The organism is Amycolatopsis sp. NPDC004625, assembly GCF_040609695.1.
Taxonomy (GTDB): domain Bacteria; phylum Actinomycetota; class Actinomycetes; order Mycobacteriales; family Pseudonocardiaceae; genus Amycolatopsis.
In genome coordinates this window covers 1-5,774 of sequence record NZ_JBEXKX010000111.1, presented here as the reverse complement: position 1 = coordinate 5,774, position 5,774 = coordinate 1, and the positions used below count along the sequence as shown (strand labels likewise).

6 protein-coding genes are annotated in these 5,774 nt (G+C 73.3%); 3 read left to right on the top strand and 3 right to left on the bottom strand.

Annotated elements, in window-relative coordinates:
• Positions 1-129: 129 nt before the first annotated feature.
• From ABZW17_RS46530 to ABZW17_RS46520, 3 genes are read right to left on the bottom strand one after another with little or no spacing between them, the layout of a single operon-like run.
• A complete protein-coding gene (locus ABZW17_RS46530) occupies positions 130-1,059 on the bottom strand; it encodes a CHAD domain-containing protein (protein WP_354829401.1) in 930 nt (309 codons plus the stop codon).
• Positions 1,060-1,087: 28 nt separating this feature from the next.
• Positions 1,088-2,071, bottom strand: coding sequence for a 2,3,4,5-tetrahydropyridine-2,6-dicarboxylate N-succinyltransferase (gene dapD, locus ABZW17_RS46525; protein ID WP_354829398.1), 984 nt, complete (start codon positions 2,069-2,071; stop codon positions 1,088-1,090).
• Between the two features lie 28 nt (positions 2,072-2,099).
• Positions 2,100-2,510, bottom strand: coding sequence for a hypothetical protein (locus ABZW17_RS46520; protein ID WP_354829403.1), 411 nt, complete (start codon positions 2,508-2,510; stop codon positions 2,100-2,102).
• A gap of 44 nt (positions 2,511-2,554) precedes the next feature.
• Here ABZW17_RS46520 and dapE point away from each other — a divergent pair, with 44 nt between their 5' ends.
• From dapE to ABZW17_RS46505, 3 genes are all read left to right on the top strand, one after another.
• Entirely contained in the window at positions 2,555-3,625 is a 1,071-nt protein-coding gene (gene dapE / locus ABZW17_RS46515) for a succinyl-diaminopimelate desuccinylase (protein ID WP_354829395.1), read from the top strand.
• A gap of 125 nt (positions 3,626-3,750) precedes the next feature.
• Positions 3,751-4,551 carry a DUF3152 domain-containing protein gene (locus tag ABZW17_RS46510; RefSeq protein WP_354829392.1) on the top strand — a complete coding sequence of 267 codons (801 nt, stop codon included), beginning with the start codon at positions 3,751-3,753 and terminating at the stop codon, positions 4,549-4,551.
• Between the two features lie 21 nt (positions 4,552-4,572).
• Positions 4,573-5,676, top strand: a complete 1,104-nt coding sequence (locus ABZW17_RS46505) for an NADAR family protein (RefSeq protein ID WP_354829390.1) — start codon at positions 4,573-4,575, stop codon at positions 5,674-5,676.
• The last annotated feature ends 98 nt before the right edge of the window (positions 5,677-5,774 follow it).

Below are 5,774 nucleotides of genomic sequence, written 5' to 3'. Positions count from 1 at the left end.
GCGCCGGCGCGGCGGTCCTCTCGTACTGACTCGCTGTCTATTTTGTTTTTTTTCTTTGTTTTTTTTTTTGTTTCTTCTTTCACCAGACACCCCCCCCCACGACCGGGGACGGGAGCCGAAGGTGCCGGGTCAGGCGTGGAGGGCGCGGGCGGCCTCGTCGACCGCGGCCCAGGACCTCCGCCAGACCGCGCGGGCCTCCGCGCGGCGGCCCAGCTCGCGCTCGGCGATGCGGCCGGCGACGAACCCCATCGGGCCGTCCACCGACTCCAGGACCGAGCGCATCCGCTCGGCCGCCATCACCGCGTCCTGGTGATCACCGAGGACCGTCTGGAAGTCCTTCGTCGCCTTCAGCAGCACCTTGATCCGCGCCGCCTGCTTCTTCTTCGCCGACGTCTGGGCCAGCTCGGCCGCGTAGCGCAGCTTCTTGCCGTGGATGCGCAACGCGTGCAGGTCGTCGTCCGGCGGGTCGGCCGGGAGCGCGTCCACCGCCTTCGCCAGCTTGCGGTGCGGCTTCGCGAGGCCGGTCACCAGGTTGTGCGGGGCCTCGTGCGGGACGCCCTTCGCCCGGGTCAGCAGGCTCACCTCGCGCAGCAGCGTCGAGTACCGGGCGCTGGACAACGCCCGGGTCAGCCGCCGCTTCGCCGCGGCGCGCTCGGTGACGAACTTCGAGACCAGGCGGCGGCCCGCCGCCTGGTCCCGGACCTCGAAGTCGGCGATGACCTCGCGCAGGTGCCCGATCAGCACGTCGTAGTCCCGCACCTCGCCGAGCGACTGGCCGAGCCAGCCCAGCTCCGCGCGCACCGGCTCGGCGCCGTCGCCGACCAGCTCGCCGGACAGCTTCAGCACGCTGCGCATCCGCCGCAGCGCCACGCGCATCTGGTGCAGGTCCTCCGGATCCGCGCCCGAGCGCGTGCCGGGTTCGTACGCGAGCAGGGCGCGGATCTCCCGGTCGAGCTTGGCGCGGACGTGGTGCTCCGCCGGATCGGCCGGGTGCGCCTCGATCGGGAGCTCCGGCAGGCCCAGCTCGGCCGGCGTGCGAGGCAACGATTCGGTGGTCATCACATGAATAGTAGGTGAACGAAGCGCCTTAGTCGTTGGCGTGCAGTGCGGCGTTCAGCTCGACACCGGCGCCGGTGCGCGGCACGACCTCGACCGCGCCGGTCCCCGAGTTGCGCCGGAAGACCGCACCCGAGATGCCGTTGAGCTCGCGGGCCTTGACGACCTTGCCCTCGACGACGACCTTCGTGCCCGCCGTGACGTACAGCCCCGCCTCGACGACCGAGTCGTCGCCGAGCGAGATGCCCACGCCGCCGTTCGCGCCGATCAGGCAGCGCTCGCCCAGCGAGATCGTCTCCTTGCCGCCGCCGGACAGCGTGCCCATGATCGACGCGCCGCCGCCGACGTCCGAGCCGTCGCCGACGACCACACCGGCCGAAATCCGGCCCTCGACCATCGACGCGCCGAGCGTGCCGGCGTTGAAGTTGACGAAGCCCTCGTGCATCACCGTCGTGCCCGACGCCAGGTGCGCGCCGAGCCGGACGCGGTCGGCGTCACCGATCCGCACGCCGGACGGCATGACGTAGTCGACCATCCGCGGGAACTTGTCGACGCTGTGGACGGTCACCGGGCCGCGCGTCCGCAGCCGCAGCCGGGTCGTCTCGAAGCCTTCGACCGGGCACGGGCCGTGGTTGGTCCACACGACGTTGGCCAGCAGGCCGAACATGCCGTCGAGGTTCTGGCCGTGCGGGCGGACCAGCCGGTGCGAGAGCAGGTGTAGCCGCAGGTACATGTCGTGGGTGTCCGCGGGCGCGTCGGCCAGCCTGGCGATCGTGGTGCGCACGGCGACGACCTCGACCCCGCGGTCGGTGTCCGGGCCGAGCAGGGCCGCGGCGGCCTCGCCGAGCAGCTCGGTGGCCTCTTCGGCGCTCAGGCGCTCGGTGCCGGCGGTGCCGCCTTCGACGAGCTTGGGGTGCGGGTACCAGGTGTCGAGGACCGCCCCGTCGGTGGTGACGGTGGCCAGCCCGACGCCGCTGGCGCCGGTGGTTTCGGGGTTCGGGCTCTGCTCGCTCACGGCCCTCACCGTAGTGGAGTGACGCGGATCAACCACTCGTGGGCCGCGCGTCTACCTGCTTCTTCAGGCCCGCGAGGGCACCGGCGACGTCGACGAGCGCCTGCGAGCAGGGACCGCCCGCGGCCGGGACGGTCGTGCAGCCCGCGCTCCGGAACGACCCGACGGCCTGCTCCAGCTTGGCGGCCTCCGCGGTCAGCTGCGGGTCGCGGTCGTCGGCGCGCTTGCGGGCCGCGCCCGGCACGTTGGCGACCTCGGTGACGTACTTCTCGCAGCCCTTCGGCAGCTGGGTGCGCGGGCTGGCGTAGCACTGGTCCGCCGTCAGGGCGTCGAGCTTGGTCGGCAGCGCGTCCGGGCCGGGCACGCCCGCCTGCGGCTTCGGGGCCGGGCCGGCTTCGTTCCCGCAGGCCGACAGGACCAGGACCAGCACCGCGCCACCCACAGTGACTCCGAACCTACGCACACCCCCACGGTAGCGTGCGGGTCATGAGCCTCGACCTGCACGCCGATCCCGTGGACCTGACCGCAGCGCTGGTGGACGTCTTCAGCGTGTCCGGCGCCGAGGCGGAGATCGCGACGGCCGTGCAGGAAGCGCTGCAGGCGCAGGCGCCGCACCTCGAGGTCGTCCGCAACGGTGACGCCGTCCTCGCGCGGACGAACCTCGGCCGCGGGTCGCGGGTCGTGCTCGCCGGGCACCTGGACACCGTGCCGGAGAACGGCAACCTCCCTTCGCGGCGCGAGGGCACCGGTGACGAGGAGTTCCTGCACGGCCTCGGCACGGTCGACATGAAGGGCGGCGACGCGGTCTTCCTGCACCTGGCGGCGACGCTGCCGTCGCCCAAGCACGACGTCACCTTCATCTTCTACGACAACGAAGAGGTCGAGGCGGTCAAGAACGGCCTCGGCCGGATCGAGCGCGAGCTGCCGGAGTGGCTGGCGGGCGACCTGGCGATCGTCGGCGAGCCGTCGAACGGCGTGATCGAGGCCGGCTGCCAGGGCACCATGCGCGTCGAGCTGCGGCTGTCGGGGAAGCGGGCGCACACCGCGCGGGCGTGGATGGGCGAGAACGCGATCCACGCGCTGGCCGAGCCCCTGCGGCGGCTGGCGGAGTACGCGCCGCGGATCGTCGACATCGACGGCCTGACCTACCGCGAAGGCCTCCAGGCGACGTCGATCAGCGGCGGCGTGGCGGGCAACGTGGTCCCGGACGCGGCGGTGCTGACGGTGAACCACCGCTTCGCCCCGGACCGCGACCCGGCGGCGGCCGAGCGTCACCTGCGCGAGGTGTTCAGCGGCTTCGAACTGTCCGTTGTGGACCTGTCCCCGGGCGCCCTCCCGGGCCTGTCGGCCCCGGCGGCGGCAGAACTGGTGGCGGCGGCAGGCGGCCGCGCGGCGGCGAAGCTGGGCTGGACGGACGTGGCGCGCTTCGCGGCCCGGGGCATGCCGGCGGTGAACTTCGGCCCGGGCAACCCGACGTTGGCGCACACGAAGCAGGAGAACGTCCGGACGGCGGAGATCCGCCAGGTCACCGAGGTGCTCCGCCAGTTCCTGAGCTGAGCCTGTGGCTGTCGTCACAGTCACCGCGCCTGAACTGCGGTGACGCTGAGCCACCGCAGGTCACCGCAACTTTTCCCGGCCGCGGCCCGTATGTCCTTCTGAAGCCGCGCACCCCGGGAGGACCCATGCCGAAAACCGCGAGACGGGCCGCGGCCGCCGCCGTGCTCGCCCTGGCGGTGGCCGGGTGCGGTGCCGAGGGGCAGCCCGTGGCCGCGCCCGCGGCCGGGCCGATCCTCACCGCCATCGGGGACGCCACCGCGGTGCCGCCGCCGCCGGACGAGCGGCCGCCGGTTTCGCCGCCCGCGCCCGCCGAAGTCGCCATCAGCTTCCCGCGGACCGGGTCCGGGCAGTGGATGTTCACCCCGGGCAGCGACGAGGTCGCCGGGAAGTCGGGCCGGCTGATGCGCTACCGGATCGCCGTCGAGACCGACATCGACGGCGTCGGGCCCGCCGAGTTCGCGAAGAGCATCCGCACCATCCTCGGCGACCCGCGCGGCTGGACCGCCGGCGGGCAGTGGCGGCTGCAGCAGGTCGGTCCGCAGGACAGCGCCGACTTCACCCTCTACCTGGCCACCCCGGCCAGCCGCGACAAGCTGTGCGGCGGCACGCCGGACAGCTACACCTCCTGCCGCAACGGCAGCAACGTCGTGCTCAACGTCGCCCGCTGGGCCAACGCCGTCCCGAACTACGGCGCCCCGCTGGACGTCTACCGGCAGTACATGGTCACCCACGAAACCGGCCACCGGCTCGGCCAGGGCCACGAGCTGTGCCCCGGCCCGGGCAAGCCGGCCCCGGTGATGGAGCAGCAGACGCTGGGGCTGCACGGCTGCGTCCCGAACCCGTGGCCGTTCCCCGACGCCGGCGGCCGCGAATACGCCGGCCCACCGGGGGAGTACGACGACCCGATCCCGGCGGGCGACTCCTGACCTCCCGTCAGGCTCGCCGGCATGCCCGACACCACCTCGACGTCGCGCGTGGCCGGCGGCGACGTCGTCGAGGGGCGGCAACGCCTGGTCTTCGTCCGCGACGGTGACCGTTACGCGCTCGGCCCGCTCGCCGTCTTCGCGGACGGCGTCGTCCGCTGGCGCTACGAATCGACGGACTTCGACGGTCTCCGCGCCGCGTTCGGCGACGGCACGCTGACCCTGGCTCCGCCCGAGGGCGCACCCCTGGTCATCACCGGCGCGGCCCGGGGAACCGTGCCGGCGCTGGAGTCGTGGCTGACTCCGGAGCTGGTGATCGGCGAGCTCGCCGACGAGGTGGACCGGCTCAACGACCGGCCGGACTCCTTCCGGCGCTGCTGGAACGCGGTGCTTGCGTACGCCGCGGATCCGACCGGCGCCCATCTCGAACTCGTCCGGGAGGCGTACCACGCCGTCCCCGCGCACCGCCGGATCCACGTGCTCGGCGACATGGACCAGAACGACGTCCCGGTGCGGATCCTGCTCGCCGAGGAGGGCGAGACGATCCCGGCCCGGAACCCGGACCGGACGCTCACGGTGACCCCGGAGCTCCGGGCGTGGGCGCTCGGCTACTTCCGCCGGAGCGAGGCCGGGGCCGCCCGGAGCCAGGAGCGGCGGGTGGCGGACGGACCGGAGACGACCTTCCCGCTGATCGTGGGCGGGACCGTCCACCCGGGCGGCTGGCCCGACCCGGCGGGCCTGGAGGTCCTGCAGGCCGACTACCCGGCGGTGGTGACGAGCGGCGGCCGGGAGTACGCGAGCGTCATGCACGCCTACTGGGCCCTCTCCACCGACGACACCGGCTGGCACGACCGGATCGCCGCCGCCGCCCGCGGCCTCGACGCCCGGACCCTCGGCGAGGAGGCGCCCCGGCGCGCGGGCTGGCCGGCGGCCCGGCTGGGCGTGATGGCCGCCCTGCTGCGGGACAAGTTCGAGCGCCACCCGGCGATGGCGGCGACGTTGCTGGGCACCGGAGACGCCCGCCTGCTCTACGACGACTGGGCTTCGAAGTACTGGAGCTCGAGCGGCGCCAACTGGCTGGGCCGCCTCCTGGAACTCGTCCGCTCCGAGCTGCCCCGCGGCTCGTGAGTGAGAAACAGTGGGCCGTGGTCCCGGCTTGGTCGGCGTCGATCTGCTCGCCCGTATCGACGCCGGTTTCCGGAGTTTGTCGATACACGATTCGCTCC